We start from the raw sequence: 21,906 nt of genomic DNA, 5'->3' as shown, positions 1-21,906 counted from the left end.
CATGTGAAATTCCTGATTTTTCTCTTGGTTTCAACCCGTTTGTCGCTCTAGCCGCTCGATCTGATCAAGGCGCCGCGGCGGGCGCCTGCTCTGTGGGATTTTTCGTGGGCTTTGCGCCCCCGTTGTCTCTGTCTCCACCCGCGCCGGTGGGCGCCGCCTCTGCGCCGGCCGGGGCTCCGGGCGCGCCGGGCGCCGTCTCCTCAAGCAGCTCGGCCAGCTTCTGCTCGGCGTCCTTGTCGAGCGCGCTCTTCATGTCGAACGTGAGCATCGGCAGCGGGCCCTGGTTCATCGCCGGCAGGCGCCCGTTCCACCGCTCGAGCGCGCGGTACTGCAGCACCGCGGGCGTCGTCGACAGCCGGATGATCGTGTTCGCCTTGGCCTCGGCGCGCGCCCGGATGAGCAGCGCGTCCGCCTCGCCGCGGGCGCGCTCCCGCGCCGACTCGGCCGCGCCCCGCGCCGTCGCGATCGCCTGGTCGGCCTCGGCGCGCACCTGGCGCACCCGGTTCTCGGCCTGGATCGACTTCTGCGTCGCCTCCATCGCCTGGTTGATCGCCGCGGCCACGTTCTCGGGCAGCCGGAGCGCCCCGTTGATGGTGAGCTGATCGATCCGGACACCGTCCTTGTCGAGCACCAGCGCGAGCTCCTTGGTCACGTCCTGGATGAGCTTCGTCTTGCCCGAACCGTAGATCTCCTGGACTGGCATCGTCGACGCCACCGCGTTGAACGACTCGCGCACCGCGTTGCGCACGTAGCGGTCGGCGAGCCGCATCAGGTCGTTCTCCCGGAAGCGCAGGTAGAGGTGGGGCGCCTTGTCCGGCTCGATGTGGAACGACATCCCGATGTCCGCGCCCACGTTGACGCCCTCGGAGGACGAGAAGGTGATCGACTCGTCCACGGACCGGCCCTCGTGCGCCGACGCCGTCCAGACCACGTTCTGCACGCTCGTCGGGAACTGCACGATCTGCTCGGTCAGCGGGTTGTAGAACACCCAGCCGGTCACGACCGGGATGTCGTCGACGCCGCGGCTCGAGCCGGCCAGCTTGACCCGGATGCCCACGTGCGCGGCGTCGATCCGCGTCACCGTGGTGCACGCGACGAAGAGCGTCGCGACGAGGAGCACGAGGCCGAGCGCGACCCGGCGCGCCGCGCCGGCGACGCCGCCGGAGGGGCTGAACTTGATGGGGGGGATCTTCGCCATGGATGCCGTTTCTCTCAGTCGCTGCGCCCCACGATGAGGCGGAGGGCGCTCGCCACGCTGACGCCGAGCGCGAGGAGGAGGGCGACGAGCGCGGCCCAGTAGCGGACCGGGTCGGCGCCGTTCAGCCAGCCGCGGAGCTCGGTGACGAGCAGGAGGTAGCCCCCGAGCGCCGCCACCGCGGGCCAGGCGCGGCGGCGCCGCAGGCGGGCGAGCTCCCGGCGGAGCCGCTCGTTCTCGGCGGCCAGGCTGGGCCGCTCGTCGCGGTAGGGGTCGAGGTCGCGCACGCGCTGCTGCTCCCTGGGGCTCCCGCGGCGATCACCCGCCGCGCTCGGACAGCGGCGCGGGCGCGTCGTCCGCGCCCTCGCGGCGCGCCCTCCGCCGGCGCCGGCGCTCGACGGTCACCCCGCTCGACTGCATCGCGAAGCGGAGCCCCTCCCGCAGGTTCGAGAGCGTCTTGATGTTCGACAGGTCGAGCCCCAGCGACACGACCGTCTGCGCCACCTCGGGCCGGATGCCGACGACGATGCCCTGCGCGCCGAGCATCGCGACGGCGTCGATGAGCTTCAGCACGTGATCGGCCGTGGCCGCGTCGAGGGCGCTGACCCCGGTCAGGTCGATGATCGCGTGGCGGCAGCGGGTCCGCGCCACGGCGTCGAGCAGCACCTCCATCATCTGCTGGGAGCGCTGCTCGTCGAGCACGCCGAGCACCGGCATCGTCAGCACCCCCTTCCAGACCTCGATGATCGGCGTCGACAGCGCCCGGATCGCCTCCTGCTGCTGCTCGATGATCTCGCGCCGCTCCTGCAGCATGGCCTGGTGGCGCTTCTGCTCGGTGATGTCGGTCGCGCCGCCGGCCATCTGGAACGGCACGCCCTTCTCGTCCCACTCGGCCATGCCGCGGGTGAAAATGACGCGGTACTCCCCGTTCTCGTGCCGTATCCGGAGCTCGGCCTCGAAGGGCCGCCGCTCCTCGAGGTGCGCCTTGAGCGCGGCCTGGAGGGCGCTCCGATCGTCGGGGTGAACGCGCTCGAAGAAGCTCATGAACGTCCCGCCCCACGCCTCGCGGCGGACGCCGATGATCCCGAGCATGCGATCGCTCCACTCCGTCGTGTCCTCGCGGATGTTCCAGAACCAGATGCCCTCGTTCGACGCCTCCGCGAACAGCCGGTAGCGCGCCTCGCTCCGCCGCAAGGCAGCCTCGGCGCGGCGCAGCTCGGCCACGTCGGTCGTGCCGCCGATCCACAGGACGATGTTCCCGGCCGCATCGCGCTGCGGCAGCGCGCTGACCACGTGCTCGCGGTACGTCTGGTCGCTCGCGCGCAGCAGGCGGAACTCCGTCTCGTACGGCTGCCCGGTCTCCAGGCTCCGGGTCCACGTCGCGACGGTCCTCGGCACGTCGTCCGGGTGCAGCATCGCCAGCCAGCCCTCGCCGATGATCTGCGCCTCCGTGCGGTCGAAGTAGTCGAGGACGGCCTTGTTCACGAAGTTGAGCTGGCCGTCCGGGCGCGCGGTCCACACCTGGATGGGCATGGTGTTCCCGAAGAGCCGGAGCTGCATGTCCGGCTCGCTCGACGGAGCGCCCCGCCGGACCGCGGCGCCGCTCGGCTGGACGCTGGCCCCGCGCAGGCGGCTCGGCGGCGGCGCGTCGCGCGCGTCCAGATCGAGCCCGAGCGCGCGGACGAGCGGCCCCTCCAGATCGACGATGCGCTCGGCGTGGCTGTCGGCGAGGCGGGCGCGCACGAGGCGGAGGAGCTCTCTCCGGACCTCCTCCTCGAGCCGGCCGCGCAGGTAGTCCCTCGTGCTGACCGGCGGGTCGGCGAACAGGACCGAGTCCGCGGCCGGCTCCACGATGTCGAGGAAGATCCCGAGCGGCGCGCAGGGCCTCGGCGTGATGCGCAGCGCGACCGTCGCGGTGAGCTGATGCACCGTGGCCTCGGCCTCCCCTTCCGTCTCGACCCGGACCGTCAGGGCGTACGGGATCGCGACGTCGAACGCGCCGCTCGTGCCGCGCGTCACCGCCGGGTCGCCGGCGTCGAAATCCATCGCGAGGCGCGACACCTTCCCGAGGACCTTGAGCTCCCGCTCCTCGCGGCCGGCGACCGGGAGAAGCGCAGTCGCCCGGCGGCGTATCACGTCCTCGGTCATCGCGAGATCGACGAGATTCCTGCCTAGCTCCTCGAGCGTGAACCCCCCGTTCTTCACCTGGTCTCCTTCTCCGATGCCCGCTCACCCCCCTCGCCCCAGGAGGCCAAGACCGCGAGCCTAACGCGCGGCGCCGCCGGCAGGAAGCCCCACGGCGCTCAGCTCGACGCTGACGTATACCGTCCTATCGCCCGTTTCCACACCGCGCGCGCGGCGGCGCCGAAGGCGAGCGCGCCCAGCGCGGCGGCGGCCGCGGTGCGCGGTGCGATGGTGCCGAGCATCGCCTCCGCCGGATAGGTGGTCATCAGCGCGAGCGGGACCACGAAGGTGAAGACGACGCGCCAGAACCCCTTGAAGAGGGTGACCGGCCAGCGCGCGAAATCAAAGAGAGAGTTGAAGAAATAAGCCAGGTTGTCGAGGCGCACGACCCAGAACGCGGCGGAGATGACCAGGATGCAGATCGAGTAGAGCACCAGCGTCGCCGTCACGAGCAGGCCGAGCGAGAGCGCGATGTCGACGGGCGCGGGGGCGCGGCCCATCCTCGCGAAGGCGTAGACGAAGATGGCCGCCGCGGCGGCGCCGTCGACGACCTTGCGGATCTCGAACCGAGCCGTGGAGACGAGGAACTGCGCGTCGGCCGGCTTGAGCAGCGTGAAGTCGAGCGTGCCTTTCCGGATCTGGTCCACCACGCTGATGAGCGACGGGTTCACGGCCCCCTCGAGGATGCCCTTGAGGAGCGTGAACCACCCGACGACGACGAGCGCCCGCTCGTAGGTCCAGCCCTCGACCGGCGGGCGGGACGCGAGCGCGATGTGGAGCGGGACGAGCCCGACCAGCGTCCAGACCGCCGTCATCACGGCGCCCAGCAGGAAATCCAGCCGGTACTGCATCCCGAGCGCGAGCGACACGCGCAGCTGGGTCGCGAGCAACCGGAGGTAACGCACGCCGCTCACCCGCCGAACGCCGAGAACCGCCGGACCCCGGCGCGCCACGCGACGAGCGCCGCGGCGGCGGAGCCGATCGCGAAGGCCCACTGCGCGCCGAGCTGGGCGAGCGCGCGGCCCGGCTCGAGCAGGCCGGTGATGAGCTCGACCGGAAAGGCGAGGCTGTAACGGAACGGCAGGACCCGCGCGATGTCGCCGAGCCACGGGGGGAACAGCTCGATCGGGACGAGGTAGCCGGCGAAGATCATGAAGGCCGCGAGGTAGACGTCGAACACCGCGGTCGAGCTCTCGATCACGAACGCGAGCGAGCCGATCAGCGCCATCGTGAAGAAGTTGATCATCCAGGCGCCGACGAGCGAGGCCGCCCAGATCCCGAGGTCGAGCGCCGTCGGATGGAACCGCTCGCCCGAGGTCACGACCAGCGCGACGACCGCGATGGGCAAGCAGAGCAGCGCCCGCAGCGGGAGCGCGGCGAGGTTGTCGGCGGCGTAGGAGACGAGCGGGTGGATCGGCTTGAGCAGGCGCTGCGAGAGGACGCCGCTCTTGATCTCCATGTTCATCTCCCACACGAGCCACGAGCCCGTCATCTGCCGGACGATGAGGATCGCCAGGAAGTACGCGGTGAAGTCGCTCGCCCCGAAGCGGCCGACCGGGGCGCTCGCGGCCACCGCGGACCAGAGCGCGAGGCTCACGAGCGGCATCGTCGTCGTGAGCATCCAGATCAGCATCTCGGCCCGGTACGCGATCGCGGCCGCGACCCCGACGCGGAGCAGCGTCGGGAACGCGTGGACCGCCCTGGAGAGCGAGCTCACGACGCGACCCCGCCCGCGGCGGCCGCCGGCTCGCCCGCGGCGGCTGCCGGCTCGCCGGCGGGCTCCTCGCCCGCGAAGAGCTCGCGCATCACCTCCTCGAGGGGAGGGTCCTCGACCGTGAGGTCCGCGATGTCGGTCTGGCTGAGCAGCCAGGACATGGCCTGGCGCAGCTCTTCCTGGCGGACCTGCAGCACCGCGCGGCCGGCGTCGAGCGAGAGGACGGCGCCGACCCGCTCGAGGAGCGCCCGGTCGACCGCGCCCCCGAAGCGCAGCGCGATGCGCTTGTGAGGGCGCACGCTGCGGGCGAGCGCGGCGAGGTCGCCATCGTAACGCAGCCTACCCTTGTCGATGACGATGACCCGCGGGCAGAGCGCCGCCACGTCGTCCATGTAATGGGACGTGAGCACGATGGTGGCCCCTCGCTGCTCGTTGTAGCGGCGGATGAACTCGCGGACGCTGAGCTGCATCGCGACGTCTAGCCCGATCGTCGGCTCGTCGAGGAACAGGATCTCCGGCCGGTGCAGCAGGGCGGCCGCGAGCTCGCACTTCATGCGCTCGCCGAGCGAGAGCTGCCGCGTCGGCTTCGAGGCGATCACGGCGATCCCGAGCAGGTCTTCCAGCTCACCGAGCGTCTGCCGGAACTCGGCGTCGCCGATCCCGTAGATGGCGCGGTTCAGGGCGAAGGTCTCGGCGGGCGGGAGGTCCCAGAGCAGCTGCTGCTTCTGGCCCATGACGAGGGTGATCCGCTTCAGGAAGTCGGCCTCGCGGTGCTGCGGCACGAAGCCGGCGACCGTGACCCGGCCGCCCGACGGGTGGAGCAGCCCGGCGAGCACCTTCAGCGTCGTCGTCTTGCCGGCGCCGTTCGGGCCCAGGAAGCCGACGCGCTCGCCCGGCGCGATCGAGAACGAGAGGTCATCGACCGCGTGGACGACCCGGTAGCGGCGCCGGAAGACCGAGCGCACCGTGGCGGCGAAGCCGGCGGCGCGTTCGTGGACCTGGTACGTCTTGGAGAGCGACTCCACCGCGATCGCGCTCGACGCCTCTGCCATGGGCGGCGCAGACTAGCACCTCACCCGCTGGAGCTCCCGCGACGACCGGTGCTCGCCCCGCCGATCCTGAGCTAGCCTCAAGGCGGTGGGGGGCAACGGTCGCCCGGGATTCCCCTATGCCGCAGAGCTTCAAGGACGACACGATTCACGACCGCGCGTTGTCAGCGAGCGGCACGCGGCAAGGCGCCGCGCCCGCGGACGCCGCGGAGACCGGCCCGCGGCAGGTGCTCGCCGGCCGGTACGAGCTCCTCGGGCTGGTCGGCATCGGCGGGATGGGGAGCGTGTACCGCGCCCGCGACCTGGAGCTGGAGGAGGTCGTCGCGGTCAAGGTGCTGCGCCGCGAGCTCAGCGGCGCCCCCGAGGTGATCGAGCGGTTCCGGCGCGAGGTGCGGCTCGCGCGCAAGGTGACGCACCCGAACGTGGCGCGGGTCTTCGACATCGGCGAGCACGACGGCGACCGGTTCCTGACGATGGAGTTCGTCGACGGCGAGGCGCTCGCCGGGCTCCTCGCGCGCGAGCGGCGGCTCAGCGTGGGCCGCGCCATCGACATCGCGGAGAGCGTCTGCGCGGGGCTCGGGGCCGCGCACCGGGCGGGCGTCATCCACCGCGACCTCAAGCCGGACAACGTGCTGATCGGGCGCGACGGGCGCGTGGTCTTGACCGACTTCGGGATCGCGCGCGCGCTGGCGCCGAACGGCGAGGCGGGCATGACCCTGAGCGCGGTCCTGGGGACGCCGGCGTACATGGCGCCCGAGCAGGTGCAGGGCGCCGCGGACATCGACGCGCGCGCCGACCTCTACGCGCTCGGCGCGATGATCTACGAGATGCTCACGGGCGAGCGCGCGTGGCAGGGCGACGCGCCGCTCGCGGTGGCCGCGGCGCGGCTCGTCTCCGACGCGCCGGACCCGCGGCGCCGGCGCGCCGACCTGCCGGACGCGCTCGCGCGCATGGTGCTCCGCTGCATGGCGCGCTCGCGCGACGACCGGTACGACTCCGTCGAGGGCGTCGCGCAGGAGCTCGCGTCGCTCACGCGCCCGGCCACGATCGCCCCCCACACGATCACGCCGCCGCAGGGGCGGACGCCGATCCCCGGGTCGATCTCCGGGGTGAGCGAGCTGGGCGGCAAGAGCGTCGCGGTCCTGCCGTTCACGAACCAGGGCCCTCCCTCCGACGCGTACCTGGCCGAGGAGCTCACCGACGATCTCATCGATACGCTCTCGATGACCCCGGGCCTCCGGGTGAGGCCGCGCGTGGTGATGGCGCGGTGGAAGGACGGCGACGCCGATCCGCGCGAGATCGGGCGCGAGCTCGGGGTGCAGGTGGTCGTCGGCGGCTCGGTGCGGCGGCGCGACGGCACGGTGCGGATCAGCGCGCGGCTCCTCTGCGTCACCGACGGGTTCCAGCTGTGGGCGAAGCGCTTCGACCGCCCCGAGACCGAGGTGCTGCGGATCAACGACGAGGTGGCCGAGGCGATCGCGGGGGCGCTGACCCTCGACGGGGCGGCCCCGAGCCGCACGGCGCCGAGCGACCCTGTCGCGCTCGACCTGTTCCTGCGCGGGCGCCACGAGTACCGCAGCTTCTGGCCGGAGCACCAGGAGCGCGCGATCGCGCTGTTCGAGCAGGCGCTCGAGCGCGCGCCCGGCGATCCGATGATCCTCTCGGCCTACGCGCTCGCGCGCTCCCGCTTCTGGTTCTTCACGGATCAGGGCGGCGATCTGGCCATCGAGGTGGCGGCGCGCGCCGTCGCCGCGGCGCCCGGGCTCCCGGACGCGCGGCTCGCGATGGCGTCGGTGAAGTTCCAGCGCCTCGATGTGGTCGGGGCGATGCGGGAGCTCAAGGCCGCGCTCGCGTCGCGCGCCGGCAACGCCGAGGCGGAGGGTCTCATCGGGACCATCCTGCTCGAGTGCGGCGCGTTCGAGGAGGGCGCGCGGCGCGCGCGGTCCGCGCTGGCGCGCGATCCGGACGTGGCGCTCGCGGGGTACGCGCTGTCGCGCGCCCACGCGCTGCTGGGCAGGTGGTCGGACGGCGAAGACGTGCTCAAGGCGCTGCCGGTCGCGCGCAGCGCGTCGGGCAACGCCGTGCTCCAGATCCGCCGAGCGCTCTGGCTGCGCGAGCCGGAGGTGGTCGAGAAGCTCCCGAAGAAGCTCGTGAGCGAGGCCTTCCCGGGCATCACCGGGCCGCTCGTGCAGCTGATCGGCGACGTCGTGGAGGGCCGGCTCTCGGACGTCCGCTCCGCGCCGGCGCAGGGCGCGGGCCCGACCGTCGCGGCGCTGCGCCGCACGTCGTTCCTCCGGCAGATCCAGGCGGAGATCGCGGGCTTCCTCGGCCAGCGAGAGCTCGCGCTGACCGCGCTCGAGCTCTCGCTGGCCGACGGCCTCTTCGATCTGCCCTGGATCGAGCGCTGCCCGGTGCTCGCGGGCTTGCGCGGGGAGCCGCGCTTCGCGGCCATCCACGCCGAGGTGGAGCGGCGGGCCTCGGCCGTGATCGCGGCCTACCACGAGCGCTGACGCGGTCGGCGCCCGCGGCGGCGCTCGGCGGTCGAGGCGGTCGGCGTCCAGCGCGGCGCGCGCGTGGGTGCGGCGCTCGGCGCCTGGTGCGGCGCTCGCGCGCGGCGGCTCAGCTCGGCGCGCGGAAGAGCGCGAGCACGCCGGTGTAGAGGGCGAGCCTGGCCTCGCCTGGCGCCCAGGGGGCGATCTCGAAGCTCGAGTGCATGCCGGCGATCGGGAGGTCGGCGAAGCGCTGGCGCAGGATGCGCGCCTCCACGTCGGGCGCCCCGTACAGGCCCTGGCCGCGCCCGGCGCAGCTCAGGTACAGCGCGAACCGCGGGGCCGAGCCGAGCGCGCTCCGGGAGACGTGCCGCGCGATCCCCTCGAGCCCGGCGCGGGCGGCGGCGGCGTCGCGCACGGCGAAGGCCAGGCGGACGCCGGGCCGCGCGTCGTCGCCGAGCAGGAGCCCGCGCCGCGACGGATCGATCCCGCGGATCGGCCGCAGCACGTAACGTACCGACCCGGGCGCCACCGGCTCCGCGGCGTCGCCGCGCGTCTCCGCGGCGCCGCCGCGCGGCCCCGCGGCATCGCCGCGCGAATCGATCGCCGGGTCGGCGAGCGCGGCGAGGACGAGCGGCTGCGCGCTGGCCTGCTCGCCGAGCGTCGCTGTCGCGGCGGAGAGCAGCTCGAGCGCCGAGCGCCCGCCGGCGCGCAGCACGACGCCGCCGCTCACCTCCTCCACGGGGTGGAAGCCCGAGAGCAGCCTGGCGGCGGGCGAGGCGTCGACGATCGGCGGGGCGAACCCCGTGATGGCGAGGCCCGTCACGGGGCCCTCGATCAGCTCGCCCTGGGACGTCACGCCGATCGCGGAGCTCGACGCCGTGCCGGCGCCGAACACGCACGCGCCCGGCGCGCAGGAGGCGAGCCCCTCGAGCGCCCCGGCCGCGAGCGCCCCGGGCCGGGCGAAGAGGATGGCCGTCGCGGAGCGGGGGCCGATGGTGCGGGCGAGCGTCTCGCGCAGGGCGCGGCTCGGGTCCTCGGCGCGCTCGGGGAGCGCGAAGGGCGCGACCCGGCCGCCCGACCAGAGCACGCCGCTCGCGCCGGTGTCCCCCTCGAGCTCGCCGCGCTCGCTGAGCACGCCCGCGGCCGGCACGACGCAGGCGGGGATGCCGCGCCAGGTGCTCCGGACGAGCTCGGCGACGCCCGAGGCGCGCTGGGCGAGCTGGCCGGAAACGAAGACGATGCCGCCCGAGGCCGACGGGACGGCGCTGCGCAGGTCGGCCAGATGGTGGAGAAGGCCATCCGGCCCACAGGTGGCGGAGAAGCTTCGTGCCATGGCTGGCCTGTCCATCCTAACCGAGCCGTCGCCCACTCGACAGGCCCCGCTGAAGAAGTTTATCGTGCGAGAGTCGCGCCGGCGCCTCGGGGCTTTCCCCACGAGACGGCGATGAAGGACCGGGCAAGCTCGATGAGGATCCAATCATTTGGCCGCACCGACGTCGGGCGCCACCGGCGCGCCAATGAGGATGCTTTCTTCCGGGACGACGAGCTCCGCCTCTACATCGTCGCGGACGGGATGGGCGGGCACGCGGCCGGCGAGGTAGCGAGCGCCGAGGCCGTCGAGACGATCTACGGCATGGTGAAGCGTGGCCTGCCCGCCATCGGCGATCCCGACGAGCCGCTGACGCAGCCCAAGGCGCGCGCCGTGCTGCGCATCCTCGAGGGCGCGATCCAGGCCGCGACGTACATGGTCTTCGCCATCGCCGAGCTCGACCGCGACAAGAGCGGCATGGGCACGACGATCAGCGCGGCGCTCATCGTGGGCGGCGCGCTCGTGACCGGCCAGGTGGGCGACAGCCGCATCTACCAGGTCCGCAACGGGAACGCGGTGCAGATGACCGAGGATCACACGCTCATCGCGTGGCAGATCAAGAATGGGCTCATCTCCGCGGACGAGGCCAGGAGCTCGCCCCACCGCAACGTGATCACGCGCGCGGTCGGCAACAGGGACTATGTCGAGGTCGACACCTCGATTGTGGCCGTGGAGGAGGGCGATCGATACCTGCTCTGCTCCGACGGTCTGCACGGCTACCTGCACGCCGAGGAGGAGATCGCGAGCATCGCCTCGAAGGGCGGCGAGGCGGCGGTCGACCTCTTCATCGAGCTCGCGAATCGGCGCGGAGGGCGGGACAACATCACCGCGGTGCTGGTCGAGGTGGGCTGACGCGCCCGCTCGAAACTCGGCTAGGCTGCGCGCATGGCGCTGAAGGACAAACTGGTCACCGAGGGGATGAAGCTCGCCGCGAACCCGAACGTGGCGAAGCTGATGCAGGACGAGCGGTTCATGCGGCTGTTCATGACGGCGATGAGCGTGCCCGGCCGCGTCTCCTCGTTCACGGCGGAGCAGAAGGAGACGTTCGCCAAGGCGATGGGCCTGGCGACCGCCGAGGAGGTCCGCGACCTCAAGCGGACCGTGGCCTCGCTGGAGCGCGAGCTCTCGAGGTTCAGGCGAGAAGGCTGATCCGAAGGGGCGCGGCGCGGGCGAGGCGCCGCGCTCTGGCGACGGGCGCGGCGGGGGGCCGCGCCCTGGCGACGGGCGCGGCGGGGGGCCGCGCCCTGGTGACGGCTACTTCGTGTCGCCGCGCGCGTAGATGCTGGCGACGTAGTCGAGCACGTCGCGCGCCGAGACCTCGTTGTACCCGAAGTACTTGATCATCCGGGTCTTGATGATGTCGATCTTCTCCTGCGTCTCCTTGTCGATGACGCTCGACACGAGGGTCTGGAGCTTGATCGCGTCCTTCTGGTCCTCGAACAGCTTCAGCTCGAGGGCGCGGCGCAGCCGGTCGTTCGTGTGCCACTCGAACTTCTTGCCGTCGACCGCGAGCGCGCCGATGTAGTTCATGATCTCGCGGCGGAAGTCGTCCTTGCGGTTCTCGGGGATGTCGATCTTCTCCTCGATCGAGCGCATGAGCCGCTCGTCCGGCTCGACGTCCTCGCGGGTGAAGCGGTCCTTCACCTTCTCCTTCAGGGTGTAGGCCTTGATGGAGTCGATGTAGTTCGCGGCGAGCTTCTGGATCGCGTCCTCGTCGGCGCTGATCGCCCGCTGCACCTCGTTCTTCACCATCTCCTCGTACTCGCGCTTCACCATCCCGATGCACTCGGTGAAGCGCTTGCGCTGCTCGTCGTTCGTGATGAGCGAGTGGTGGCGCAGGCCCTTCTCCAGCTCGCTCATGACCATGAAGGGGTTGATCGTCCCCTCGCCGAGGTCGTTGACGAGCGCGTTCGAGATCTTGTCCTGCACGTAGCGGGGGCTGATGCCCTCCATGCCCTCGCGCGACGCCTCCTTGCGGAGCTCCTTCACGGTGTCCTGCGTGTAGCCGGGCAGGACCTTGCCGTCGTAGAGCTTCATCTTCTGGACGAGCGAGAGGTTGTGCTTCTTCGGGTCCTCGAGCCGGGTGAGCGCGGCCCACATCGCGGCGACCTCGAGCGTGTGCGGGGCGATGTGCTTGCCGCGGATCTTCTCCTTGTTGAAGTCCTTCTCGTAGATCCGGATCTCCTCCGACACCTTCGTGATGTACGGGATATCGATCTTGATCGTGCGGTCGCGGAGCGCCTCCATGAACTCGTTGTTCAGGAGCTTCTTGTACTCGGCCTCGTTCGTGTGGCCGATGATGACCTCGTCGACGTCCGTCTGGGCGAACTTCTTCGGCTTGATCTTGTGCTCCTGCGACGCGCCGAGCAGGTCGTAGAGGAAGGCGACGTCGAGCTTCAGGACCTCGATGAACTCGACGATGCCGCGGTTCGCGATGTTGAACTCGCCGTCGAAGTTGAAGGCGCGCGGGTCCGAGTCCGAGCCGTACTCGGCGATCTTGCGGTAGTTGATGTCGCCGGTGAGCTCGGTCGAGTCCTGGTTCTTCTCGTCCTTCGGCTGGAAGGTGCCGATGCCGACGCGGTCCTTCTCGCTGAGCACGAGGCGGCGCACGCGCACGTGCTGCATCACCTTCGACCAGTCGCCGCCGTACTTGTCCATGAGGCGGTTGAAGATGAAGCGGCACGCCGGGTCGAGGTCGCCCTCGGCGCGGACCTGGAACTGCGGGCTCGAGAGCCCGAGCTCGCGGAACGCGCGGTCGCGCCAGGACGGCGGGATGAGGCGCAGCGGCTCCTCGTGCATCGGGCACTTGAAGCGGGCGCTCTCCGTCCCGGCCATGCCGACGTCGTCGAGGTTCACCCAGTCGAACGTGTAGAGCGCGCCGTCGGGCGTCGTCGAGTAGTGCTCGATGCCCTTCTTGAGGAGCCGGGCGATCGTCGACTTCGACGATCCGACCGGGCCGTGCAGCAGGATCACGCGCTTCTCCGGGCCGTAGCCCTCGGAGGCCGCCCGGAGCACGTGGACGAGCCGCATCAGCGGGATGTCGAGCCCGTACACGGCGTCGGCGCCGCCGTGCATCTCGTCCTTGAAGAAGTTGTACCGGATCAGCTTCTTCTTGTTGTCCGTGTACTCCTCGATGCCGTAGCGGATGATCATGTCGTACGCCCGCTGGAACGCGTTGCGCGTCACCTGCGGGTTCTGGCGAACGACCTGGAGGTACTCTTCGAACGTGCCCTCCCACGCGAGATCGCGGTAGAGCGCGAAGTCCTGCATCGCCGCGATCTTCTCAACCATCCCTGTCCGCAACTCGCCCATTTCGCACCTTTTTCTCCGGGGCGACCGCGGGGCGGCCTTGAGCCGCCGGAGGTGCGGGGGCAGCGCTCGGCTGGCCGAGCTCCGCCCTCGTCTTGCGCCGCGCGCCCAGGGGGAAGCCAAGCTTAACACCGATCCCAGAACTGCAAGCTCGCGCCGCCCTGGTGCTCCCTCCACCCGGAACGGGACCACGCTGCAGCGCGCCCCGAGCGCGCCGGTGAGGCCGGGAGGTGCGAGGCCGCCTGCTGGCAGGCGACGTCAGCGAGGGGCGGCGGCGCCGGAGGGCGCTGCGTGCGCTCCCGAGGAGAGCCCTCCGCTCTCGACGACGCCGGGCCAGGAATCGACGTATTCCGACGGCTCGCCGGGCCCGGAGATGTCGATCCAGAACACGCGCCCGGCGCCGGGGCGGCGCACGTCGACGTGAACGAACTTGCTGTTCGGGTAGAACCCGCAGCCCACGTCGTCGAGCGTGCGACAGAACTGGAAGAGCGCCGCGTTCGGCACCCCCATGACGAGGATGTCCATGGCGCGCCCGTCGGCGTGCTGGCTGTGGTGGCCGCCGGAGCTCTTCCCCCGCGCCCCCGGCCCGTTGTCCGACGGGCGCGGCCTGTAGCCGCTGAAGATGTGGAGCCCGCGGCGCGGGAAGGCGTCGGCGATCTGCTGGAGCAGCCAGAGCAGGCGCGGGTGGACGATGCGGACCTGGGGCACCCACTCGAGCGACCGCTGCCATGTGTCGGCGTCCGGCTCGTCGGGGAGCTGCTCGCCCGGGTCCGGCGCGTCGGGGGGGCGGGCCATGATCGACAGGCGATCGAGCGCCCCGGGCGCGACGGAGCCGTCGCAGCGCACCAGCTCGAAGGCGTCGTGCTGGCCGCCGTACCGGGCGAACTGGACCGGGCCTCTGCGGCAGCGCCAGTCGGGCGGCTGCTTCTTCGGCGGGGCCCAGAGCAGATCGAAGCCGTTCGACGAGAGGCTCGGCCCCGTCGTCGCGAGGAGCGGCGGGCTGGCGATCGGATCGAGCTGGCGGAGCCACGCCGGCGTGGCCGGATCGAGGTGGAGGGGGGCGGCCGGCCTGAACGGTGATTCGAACGGCGAGAAGAAGGGGGAGTAAGCGCTGGCGAAGGCCGAGCTCCCGAGGACGGCGGGGGCGAGGCCGCGCTCGCCCAGAGCGTCCTCGGCTTCCGGGCGCGCGCCGCCCCAGGCGAGCTGCCACCACGGCTGCTGCTGCCATTTGCCGTACGCGCTGCTCAGGTAGAGCCGGAGCGGGCCGGGGCGCTCGACCGCGGCGTTGCGGAAGGCGCGGAGGAGCGGCAGCTCCGGCGCGGCCGTATCGTCCAGGTTGAAGGTCGCGCGCCTCGGCGGCTCGTCGAGCAGGCTCGCGCCGGCGCGCGGCGGGGCAGCGACGAGCGCGGCGGCGAGGCCGAGGGCGGCGGTGAGGCTCTTGGCGGCGCGGGGCGGTGCCGGCATGGGGTCGACAGATGGACGAGGCGGGCGAGGGGAAGGTGGCTCACCCGGCGAGCGGGCGACCCTGATTTGCCACAATCCGCTCGCCCGGGGGACGAAAACACACCTGCGCCTGCCGCGGCAGGCGCGCGGGTGGCCTGCGCGCCTCGCCGCGGGCTGGCGCGGCGCCTGCTCAGGCGGTCGCGGACGCGCGCGCCAACCTGTCCCGTACGGCGTCCCAGGCCGGGTCCTCGGGGACGGCGGCGATGACGATCACGTCGCAGGCGGCGTCCTCGAGGCGGTGGAGCGCGGCGTAGAGCGCCGCCGCGTAGCCGGCGGGATCCGCGGGGAGGAGCTCGGCGTGCGGGCCAGCGGCGGTGCGGGCGCCGCGCTCGATCGCGCCGGCGCGCGCTCCGGCCCGCGCGGCGCGCTCCACCTCGGCGCGGACGGCCTCTCCGGGGACCAGCGCCACGCGCGCGCGCGGGGCGTAGTGGCGCGCGTGGGTCCCGGGGGAGGGGGCGCGCTCGCCCGGGGCGGTGATCAACCCGGCGCTCGTCTGGAGCGGCACGAGCGCGGCGATCGCCTCGGCCGCCACGTGCCCCGGGCGCAGCAGCCGCGCGGGCGAGCGCGTGACGTCGACGATGGTGGACTCGATGCCGACGGCGGTCGGCCCGCCGTCGACGATCGCGTCGATGCGCCCGCCGAGGCTCTTCTCGACGTGCTCGGCGGTGGTCGGTGAGATCGCGGTGGAGCGGTTGGCGCTCGGCGCGGCGATCGGGAGCCCGACCGCGTCGAGCAGGGCGCGCGCGACCGGGTGCACGGGCACGCGGATCGCGACGGTCGGCCCGCCGGCGGCCACCTCGTCGGCGACGCGGTCGGGCCGGCGCGCGACGATGAGGGTGAGGGGACCCGGCCACATCGCCTGCGCGAGCAGCTCCGCGTCCGCTGGCCAGCCGTCCGCGAGCGCGCGGGCGGACGCGACGTCGGGGACGTGGACGATCAGCGGGTTGCCGGGCGGCCTCCCCTTCGCGTCGAAGATGCCGCGCGCCGCGCGCCCGTCGTCCGCGCGCGCGCCGAGGCCGTACACCGTCTCCGTGGGGAAGGCGACGAGCCCTCCGCGGCGGAGGATCTCGGCCGCCCGTGCGATGGATGCCGCGTCAGCGGCGAGCCGCTCGGTTCGCATGCGCAGCGGTCCATGTTGCTCGGGCGCACGGGAGGCAAACGAAAACCGACGCGCCGGTCGCGGGCGGCTGCGCGCGCGGCGCGAGCCTCGCGGCGCTCACGGCGCGACAGCGCGGCCGAGGGAGCGCCCGTCGCCGTCGGCGTCGATCCAGAGCGGCGCGGTCATGGCGAACGGGAGGATCTCGCCCGGCTCGCCCGCGGCGGAGAGCACTGGCTCGAGGGGGCGCCGTCCCCGGACGACCGCGACGATGAAGGTGTCCTCGGCGATGGAGATGGGGCCGGGCGCGCTCTGCGCGGGCCGGCGTTCGCCGCCTGCGATGGCGTGGGTCGGAGGCCGGCGTTCGCCGCCTGGGTCGGCGTGGGTCGGAGGCCGGCGTTCGCCGCCTGCGTCGGCGTGGGTCGGAGGCCGGCGTTCGCCGCCTCCTTCGACGACCACCGGGATCGCGATCTCGTCGACGAGCGCGCCCGCGGGCGTGGTGCGCGCGCCCTCGAGGGGGATCGGCGCGCCCCGGGCGACGCCGCCGACGAGCACGTGCAGCTCGCTCGCGTCGACCCAGGGGGCGCGCTCGACGCGGATCGAGAGCGACAGCGCCTCCCGGCGGGCGCCGCGTCGCGCCGAGGCGACGCCGCCCTGGCGCGCCTCGCCGAGGCGCACCGTCACGAACGGGCCGTTCGTGATCACGACGTCGCGCCGGCGCCGCAGCGCGGAGACGAGATCGGCGGCGTCGAGCCGGCCCGGATCGTCGTCGGCCACGCCCACGTACGTGCGGGGGTAGCCCGGCTCCGCGCCGAGCAGCCCGTGGGTGTCGCTGGCCGCCGTCGGCGTGACCGGGCGAGACGCGCGGAGCAGCCCCCAGAGCTCCTCCAGCGCGCGGTCGCGCGCGGCGATCTCGCGCCCGGTCCAGACCTCGATGGCGTCGGCTCCTGCGCCGCCCCCGAGCTGCGCGACGAGACCTGACCCCTGATCCGGCGCGCTCCGCGGCGCGTCCAGCGCGTGCAGGGGCGAGCCGCTGCCAGCCGCGCGGCTCACCTGGACGACGCGCTCGCCAGGCAACGCGCGCACCTCGTCGAGGAGCGCCCCCGCGGCCTGGTCGCGCCACCGCAGGGCGCCCGGCGGCGCGGCCGCGTCGAGCGGGAACACGCTGACGCTGCCGAGCCCCGCGCCGCGCCGGGCGCTCGTGAGCTCGTCGCCCGGGAGCATCCGCAGCCGCCCCTCCAGCTTGAGATCGGCCACGGCCGGCGAGAGGTCGGCGACGAGGTTGTGCTCGCTCGCCACCGCGCACTCCACGCCCTCCACCGCGTTGGAGGCGACGCGAGCGGCCGCGGACGCGCTCGCGTCGGCGCTCCGCGCCGTGTGCTGCCGGAGATCGCAGGCGATGTAGCCCGTCGTGTCGACCACCCGCGCGATCGTGAGCTCGAGCCGCGACGCGCCGCCCTCCGCGACGTCGACCGTCGCCTCGGCGAGCGAGAACTCCGGCCCGCGCGAGGCGACGACCCGGATCTGCCCCGGTGGGAGCGGGATCTCGAGGTCGCCGGACAGCGTGAACAGGGGCGGCGCCATCGCCTTGCCGGTCCTCGGATCGAAGAGGCTGATCTTCGCCGGCGTGGGCCGCGCGGGGAGCGGCGGTCCCGCGGCGGGCGAAGGCCCGACGCGCTCGCGAACCGACAGCGAGAGCCGGCCAGCGCCGGACAGCGCGAGCCGCGCGGGGGCGACCTCGCCGGCGCGGATCTTGACGCGAGCGCTCCCGAGCGCGCGCCGGCCGCTCCCCTCGAAGTCGACCTGGTACAGGCCTGGCGGCGCCTCGGCGGCGAGCGGCGCGCCGGCCGTCGTCCTCAGCCACAGGGCGAGCGCGCCGGCGGCCGGCGCGGCGCCCTCCTCGGCGATCGGGGTCAGCGTCGCCTTGCCGGCGATCGGCGGGAGCGGCGCGCCGCGGGCGTCCACGAGCTCGAGCGCGACGCCGCCGGGCGCGCCGCCGCCGAGGAAGAAGAGCTCCGTCGCGACGCCGAGCGGATCGCCGCGGGGCGCGACAGCGAGGACGCGCTGGTACGCGACGCGCCCGCCGGGCGGCAGCGCGGCCAGCCGGGCGAACGTCGCGTCACTGAAGCCGGCGCCGCTCCGCGCGCGCAGCGGGGCGCCGTCCGCCGGGGCGAGCGCGTACGCGACGCCGGCCCCCACGCCGGCCACGTAAGGCTGTTCATGGTCGCCGCGAGACCCCGGCGCATCGCCGGGGGCGACCTGCTCCGCCGCGCCCCAGTGGACGATGTCGCCGAGGTCGAGCGCCTCGACCGGGCTCGGGCCGTCGTTCTGGAGCGACGTCGTGATCAGCAGCGCCCGATCGCGCGGCCCGAGCGCGTAGCGGGTCGTGATCGAGAGCGCGCCCCCCGCGCCGTCGCGCCCGCGCACCTCGATCCACGCGGCGCCGTCCTCGCCGACGCCGGTCGCGAGCTCGCTGTAGATCGCCTGCCGCGCCGGCGCGCCGACCCGCGCGACGATCTGCCCGAGCTCGTCGCGCCGCGCCCGCGCGTCCGCCGCGTCGATGACGTGGCCGCCGCCCTCGGCGAGCCCTGTCCCTGGGCCCAGCTGATCGACGACCACGGCGATCTCGTCGTTCTCGAGCACATGGTCGCCCGGCCGCCCCGCCGCGAGCGGCCCCGAGAGCGCGTCCGCGGGCCCCGTGATCCGCCGGACGCGCGCCGGCCGCGCCGCGCCCTCGTCCCCCCTGCCGCACAGCTCGCCCTGCTCCGCGTCGCCGTGCCCCCACCGGCAGAGCATGCCGAGGCGCTCGGCCGCGCCGGACGACACGACGACGCTCCCGTTCTGCGCGGGCGGCGCGCAGGTCGCGCAGGCGAGCGCCAGCGCGGCGAGGCGGGCGGCGCGCGCGACGTCAGCGGCGCGCGCGACGTCAGCGGCGCGCGCGACGTCAGCGGCGCGCCGCGCGCGCGCCCGGCCGGCGGTGGGACGGAGCGGCCTCTCGGGGGAGCGGATCATCGGTGCTGTTCCGATGCGCGGCCGCGGCGCGGCTTGGGTCCGGAGCGCGCGGTCGCGAGGAGAAGGCGGCGGCGAGCGCTACTCGTCGTCGACCATCTCCGGGTAGTCGCCGGGCGCGAGGTTGTCGAACCGCGTGCACGAGGCGGTGAACCGCGTGAGCACCTTCCCCGTCGGCCCGTTGCGCTGCTTGGCGACGATGATCTCCGCGATGCCCTTATGGTTGGTCGTCTCCGGGTTGTAGTACTCGTCGCGGTAGATGAACATGATGTTGTCGGCGTCCTGCTCGATCGCGCCGGACTCGCGGAGGTCGGAGAGCTGAGGGCGCTTGTCCTTGGTGGTGCGCGTCTCGACCGCGCGGTTCAGCTGCGACAGCGCGATGACCGCCACCTTGAGCTCCTTCGCGAGCTGCTTCAGCCCGCGGGAGATCTCGCTGATCTCCTGCTCGCGGCTGTTCACGCCGTCCCGCCCCTTCATGAGCTGCAGGTAGTCGATGACGACCAGCCCGACGCGCCGCCCCGAGTGGCCGTCGCTCGGGGGCCGGTCGTACTCGGCCTGGATGCGCCGCACCTTGGCGCGCAGCTCGAGCAGGGTGATCGCCGGCGTGTCGTCGACCCAGATGGGCAGGGTCGACAGGAACGACGCGGCCTCGGTCAGGCGGCGCCAGTCGTCGGGCTGCAGGAAGCCCTGGCGGAGCCTGCCGAGGTCGACGCGCCCCTCGCAGCAGACCATACGTGTCGCGAGCTGCTCGCGCGGCATCTCGAGCGAGAAGACCGCGGCGCCGAAGCCGGGCTCGTGCCGCTCGACGCCGTGCCCCGCCTGGTCGGGGCCGGGGGAGCTCACCGTGCGCGGCGACGCGACGTTCACGGCGAGGTTGAGGACGAACGACGTCTTGCCCATGCCGGGGCGGGCCGCGATGATCGAGAGGTCGCCGTCGTGCAGGCCGGCCGTCTTGGCGTCGAGCTTCTCGTACCCGGTCGAGATGCCGGTGATCCGGTCGCCGCGCTCGGCGGCCGCGGTGATCTGCTCGAACGCGGCCTTGAGCACCTGGGCGATCGGCTGCGTCGACGTCCCCTGGGGCGTGCGCGCGAGCTGGTAGACCGCCTGCTCCGCCCCGTCGATGAACTCCTGCACCACCCCGACGTCGCCGTACCCCTCGGCCGCGACCCGCTGGCAGGTGGCGATGAGCTGCCGCACGCGCCACTTCTCGTACACGACCCGCGCATGTGCGGCGACGTGCGCGACCGCCGGCGTCGCGTCCGCCAGCTGGGCGAGGTACGCCGCGCCGCCCACCTGGGCAAGGCGCTCCCGGTCGCGCAGCCAGGAGGCGACCGAGACGATGTCGATGGGCGTCCCCGCGGTCGCGAGCTCCTGCGCGCCCTCGTAGATGCGGCTGTTCGCCTCGCTGTAAAAATGTTCCGCCTTCAGGATCTCGAGCACCCGATCGAGCGCGTCGCGGTGCAGCATGATGGCGGAGAGCACCGCCGCCTCGGCGTCGAGATCGTGCGGCGGCACGCGTCCGGCGACGATGGGAGGCTCGATCCTCTGAGGCCGCTGGCCTCGGCGATCCATCATTCTCATCATCCGTGCTTCTCCTCCCCACCGATTACCCCCATCCGGCCCCGAGCTTTTCCACAGGCTCCGAAATGGGCGACGCCCCGAAGGCGCGGCGGTCCTTCGGGGCGTCGGGTGCAGGGTCGATTTCCGTCTATCAGAAGATGGGCAGCCCTGAGAAGGGTTTCTGTTTGCATTGCAGTGAGCGTTCGTACGGTGGGCATCCCAATGCGGGCTCGACGTGCAGGGGCCTCTCCTCCAATCGCGGAGGACAGGCGACTCCAGGCGAAGCGCCCCCAGCGGCGAGGTATGGAAATCGAGCAACCCCGGTCCGAACGCGATTTCCCTTCGCGCTTGACTCAGCTGCGATGGCGCTTTGCGCTCGGCCATGAACCATCACGGGAGCCGCCATTGTGGATCACAAAACGCGTCAAACAAGGATTGAACCCACCGAGGTGATCTGCGTTGGTGAAGCGCTGTGGGACCTGCTCGCGCCGGAAGGCATTCCGCTCGAGCGAGCAAAATTGCTTCGCCGGGTGCCCGGGGGTGGGGCGGTGAACACCGCGACGGCGCTCGCCCGGCTCGGGGTACCGTCGGGGCTGTGCGCCGCGCTGGGCGACGACGCGATGGGGCGCGGGCTGAGGGATGAGGTCGCCGCGGCCGGCATCGACGTGAGCCGGCTCGCGCTGGGCGCGGCGCGCACCGGCCTCATGTTCGTGGCGACCGAGCGCGGCGAGGCGCGGTTCCTCGGGTACAGGCAAGGCGAGCTCGAGGCGCGCGCGCTCGCCGCGGCGCTGCCCGCGCGGTGGCAGACCCGGGTCGTCCACTTCACCGGGATCGCGCCGGTGCGCGGGGCGGTCGGCGCGCTCGCGCGGGCGGCCGCGAGCGCCCGGCGCGAGGGGTGCGCGATCTCGGTCGACGTCAACGCGCGCCCGCGGATGTGGCCGCGCGCCGAGCGCGCCGCGCCCGGCCCCGGCGTGCGCGGCTGCTTCCGGCTCTTCGGCCAGGCCGACCTCGTGAAGTGCAGCGCCGGCGATCTCGACGTGCTGGGCACGACGGCGCGCGCGCTCCACGAGCGCCTGCGCCCCGGGGCGACGCTGGTGGTCACGGACGGCGCGCGGGCGACGCTCGTGCTCGGCCCCGCGGGCGAGCGCTCGGTCGCGCCGCGCCCGGTGCGCCCGCTCGATCCGACCGGCGCTGGCGACGCGTTCTGCGCCGGGATGCTGGCCAGCCTCGTGTGGCAAGGGCGCGAGGGGTGGGGGGACGCGGCGCTCATGCTGCGCGCGGTGACGCGGGGGCATGACGTCGCGCGGTCGTGGGTGAGGCGGAAGCGCGGCTGAGGGAGGGAGCGCGAGCGCGCGGCCCAGAAGGGAAGCAGGCGCGGGGGATGGGGAGGGGGGGAAGAGAGCGCGGGGAGAGCCGCGCTCCCGGG

General features: G+C 73.2%; 16 protein-coding genes and 1 pseudogene. 4 read left to right on the top strand and 13 right to left on the bottom strand.

Features of this window, described 5'->3' with window-relative positions; genetic code table 11:
* Positions 1-64: 64 nt before the first annotated feature.
* The 7 genes and pseudogenes from WME89_RS42525 to WME89_RS42495 all read right to left on the bottom strand — a co-directional run.
* The gene (locus WME89_RS42525; RefSeq protein ID WP_438005293.1) at positions 65-1,198 is read right to left on the bottom strand and encodes a prohibitin family protein; all 1,134 of its coding nucleotides are present in this window, start codon (positions 1,196-1,198) and stop codon (positions 65-67) included.
* Positions 1,199-1,212: 14 nt separating this feature from the next.
* Positions 1,213-1,482, bottom strand: coding sequence for a hypothetical protein (locus WME89_RS42520; RefSeq protein ID WP_438005292.1), 270 nt, complete (start codon positions 1,480-1,482; stop codon positions 1,213-1,215).
* A gap of 31 nt (positions 1,483-1,513) precedes the next feature.
* A complete protein-coding gene (locus WME89_RS42515; protein WP_438005291.1) occupies positions 1,514-3,400 on the bottom strand; it encodes a PAS domain-containing protein in 1,887 nt (628 codons plus the stop codon).
* Between the two features lie 98 nt (positions 3,401-3,498).
* Positions 3,499-4,284, bottom strand: coding sequence for an ABC transporter permease (locus tag WME89_RS42510; RefSeq protein WP_438012043.1), 786 nt, complete (start codon positions 4,282-4,284; stop codon positions 3,499-3,501).
* Positions 4,285-4,289: 5 nt separating this feature from the next.
* Positions 4,290-5,096, bottom strand: a complete 807-nt coding sequence (locus tag WME89_RS42505) for an ABC transporter permease (RefSeq protein ID WP_438005290.1) — start codon at positions 5,094-5,096, stop codon at positions 4,290-4,292.
* Positions 5,093-5,647 (bottom strand): AAA family ATPase, encoded by a 555-nt coding sequence (locus WME89_RS42500; protein ID WP_438012042.1) that lies wholly within the window; start codon positions 5,645-5,647, stop codon positions 5,093-5,095. The genes WME89_RS42505 and WME89_RS42500 overlap by 4 nt, the downstream gene beginning before the upstream one ends.
* Positions 5,642-6,019, bottom strand: a pseudogene (locus tag WME89_RS42495) (ATP-binding cassette domain-containing protein); the annotation flags it as partial. The pseudogene WME89_RS42495 and the gene WME89_RS42500, both read right to left, overlap by 6 nt.
* Positions 6,020-6,261: 242 nt before the next feature.
* Here WME89_RS42495 and WME89_RS42490 point away from each other — a divergent pair.
* Entirely contained in the window at positions 6,262-8,652 is a 2,391-nt protein-coding gene (locus tag WME89_RS42490) for a protein kinase domain-containing protein (protein ID WP_438005289.1), read from the top strand.
* 109 nt (positions 8,653-8,761) lie between these two features.
* On the opposite strand, the gene WME89_RS42485 is transcribed toward WME89_RS42490, so the two are convergent.
* Positions 8,762-9,967, bottom strand: coding sequence for an FIST C-terminal domain-containing protein (locus WME89_RS42485; RefSeq protein ID WP_438005288.1), 1,206 nt, complete (start codon positions 9,965-9,967; stop codon positions 8,762-8,764).
* A gap of 132 nt (positions 9,968-10,099) precedes the next feature.
* Here WME89_RS42485 and WME89_RS42480 point away from each other — a divergent pair, with 132 nt between their 5' ends.
* Together WME89_RS42480 and WME89_RS42475 are read left to right on the top strand one after the other, a co-directional pair.
* Entirely contained in the window at positions 10,100-10,855 is a 756-nt protein-coding gene (locus tag WME89_RS42480; RefSeq protein ID WP_438005287.1) for a PP2C family protein-serine/threonine phosphatase, read from the top strand.
* Between the two features lie 33 nt (positions 10,856-10,888).
* Positions 10,889-11,152, top strand: coding sequence for a hypothetical protein (locus WME89_RS42475; RefSeq protein WP_438005286.1), 264 nt, complete (start codon positions 10,889-10,891; stop codon positions 11,150-11,152).
* Positions 11,153-11,257: 105 nt separating this feature from the next.
* Here the strand turns inward: WME89_RS42475 and WME89_RS42470 are convergent, their stop codons facing one another.
* From WME89_RS42470 to dnaB, 5 genes are all read right to left on the bottom strand, one after another.
* Positions 11,258-13,315 (bottom strand): PrkA family serine protein kinase, encoded by a 2,058-nt coding sequence (locus WME89_RS42470; RefSeq protein WP_437502800.1) that lies wholly within the window; start codon positions 13,313-13,315, stop codon positions 11,258-11,260.
* Positions 13,316-13,570: 255 nt separating this feature from the next.
* Positions 13,571-14,776, bottom strand: a complete 1,206-nt coding sequence (locus WME89_RS42465) for a YcbK family protein (RefSeq protein WP_438005285.1) — start codon at positions 14,774-14,776, stop codon at positions 13,571-13,573.
* Positions 14,777-14,945: 169 nt separating this feature from the next.
* Positions 14,946-15,935, bottom strand: a complete 990-nt coding sequence (locus WME89_RS42460) for an L-threonylcarbamoyladenylate synthase (RefSeq protein WP_438005284.1) — start codon at positions 15,933-15,935, stop codon at positions 14,946-14,948.
* A 96-nt stretch (positions 15,936-16,031) separates the two neighbouring features.
* The gene (locus WME89_RS42455; protein ID WP_438005283.1) at positions 16,032-18,923 is read right to left on the bottom strand and encodes a hypothetical protein; all 2,892 of its coding nucleotides are present in this window, start codon (positions 18,921-18,923) and stop codon (positions 16,032-16,034) included.
* A gap of 78 nt (positions 18,924-19,001) precedes the next feature.
* Entirely contained in the window at positions 19,002-20,495 is a 1,494-nt protein-coding gene (gene dnaB / locus WME89_RS42450; RefSeq protein ID WP_438005282.1) for a replicative DNA helicase, read from the bottom strand.
* A 434-nt stretch (positions 20,496-20,929) separates the two neighbouring features.
* Between dnaB and WME89_RS42445 the strand changes: the two genes are divergently transcribed.
* The gene (locus WME89_RS42445) at positions 20,930-21,814 is read left to right on the top strand and encodes a PfkB family carbohydrate kinase (protein ID WP_438005281.1); all 885 of its coding nucleotides are present in this window, start codon (positions 20,930-20,932) and stop codon (positions 21,812-21,814) included.
* Positions 21,815-21,906: the final 92 nt, after the last annotated feature.

This window comes from Sorangium sp. So ce321, assembly GCF_051530195.1.
Taxonomy (GTDB): Bacteria; Myxococcota_A; Polyangia; order Polyangiales; family Polyangiaceae; genus Sorangium.
This window is presented reverse-complemented; position numbering and strand designations above follow the sequence as displayed.